1 pseudogene is annotated in these 256 nt (G+C 57.0%); it reads left to right on the plus strand.

Annotation, left to right across the window (positions count from 1 at the left end):
* Window positions 1–256, plus strand: a pseudogene (locus V5P19_RS23975) (paraquat-inducible protein A); the annotation flags it as partial.

Consider the following 256-nt stretch of genomic DNA (forward strand, 5'->3'; position numbering starts at 1 on the left):
GATCGTCGCTGGTTATGGGACGACATCGCCCCGATGCCAGAACTGCGCCAGCCGCTAAAACCAGGCGTCACGGGGATACGTCAGGGGCTGCGTTCGTGCTCCTGTTGTACGGCAATCCTTCCTGCTGATGAACCCGTGTGCCCGCGTTGTAGTACCAAAGGGTACGTTCGGCGTAGAAACAGCCTGCAGTGGACACTCGCGCTGCTTGTAACGTCCATCATGCTGTATCTTCCGGCTAATATTTTGCCCATCATGG

Origin of the sequence: Enterobacter sp. UNJFSC 003 (assembly GCF_036903355.1) — a bacterium.
In the GTDB taxonomy this organism is placed as follows: domain Bacteria; phylum Pseudomonadota; class Gammaproteobacteria; order Enterobacterales; family Enterobacteriaceae; genus Enterobacter.